The organism is Neisseria sp. P0021.S007 (assembly GCF_051956855.1).
Genome location: NZ_JBQCXA010000884.1, coordinates 1 through 572, shown reverse-complemented (window position 1 = coordinate 572; position 572 = coordinate 1). Strand labels below are relative to the sequence as shown.

The following is a 572-nucleotide window of genomic DNA, read 5'->3' as shown; positions in this document are numbered from 1 at the left end:
GTACACGAATTGCGCCTGGATTGCGATGGCGACGCTGTGGTTATGTTGATTGAACAAAACGGCGGCATTGCCTGTCATACCGGGCGTGAAAGCTGCTTTTACAAAGTTTGGCAAGAGGGTGCATGGCAGACAGTGGATGCCGTGTTGAAAGACGAAGAAGCAATTTACGGATATAAACATCCTTAAGGCCGTCTGAAAGAAATAAGAGAAACCGACCATGACCGATACCATCCTTACCCAAATCCAAAACGTCATCGATTCGCGCAAAGGCGGCGATCCCGATGCTTCTTACGTTGCCCAACTGTTGCACAAAGGCGAAGACAAGATTCTGAAAAAAGTCATCGAGGAAGCGGGCGAAACCTTGATGGCTTCTAAAGATGGCGGCGGCGAACATTTGGTTTACGAAGTGGCGGATTTGTGGTTTCACACCATGGTTTTATTGGCGCATCACGGATTGCGCGCCGAAAATGTGGTCAACGAGCTTGCGCGCCGTCAAGGTTTGTCGGGATTGGTGGAAAAAGCTTCTCGCAAAGAAGCTTGAATTTATATTACAATCCCGTATTTGACCTGTT

Annotated in this window: 2 protein-coding genes; both read left to right on the top strand. The window is 48.3% G+C overall.

The window, feature by feature from the left end:
- The coding region (locus ACTHUR_RS16525; protein ID WP_440399764.1) for a phosphoribosyl-AMP cyclohydrolase at positions 1 to 186 on the top strand (186 nt) is incomplete at its 5' end.
- Positions 187 to 217: 31 nt separating this feature from the next.
- Positions 218 to 541: a phosphoribosyl-ATP diphosphatase gene (locus ACTHUR_RS16520; protein WP_440399762.1), complete on the top strand. Its 324-nt coding sequence runs from the start codon at positions 218 to 220 to the stop codon at positions 539 to 541.
- Positions 542 to 572 lie beyond the last annotated feature (31 nt).

Excerpts from the sequence above, each read along its gene's own strand:
- ACTHUR_RS16520 (WP_440399762.1), top strand. The coding sequence starts at position 218 with ATGACCGATACCATCCTTACCCAAATCCAAAACGTCATCGATTCGCGC.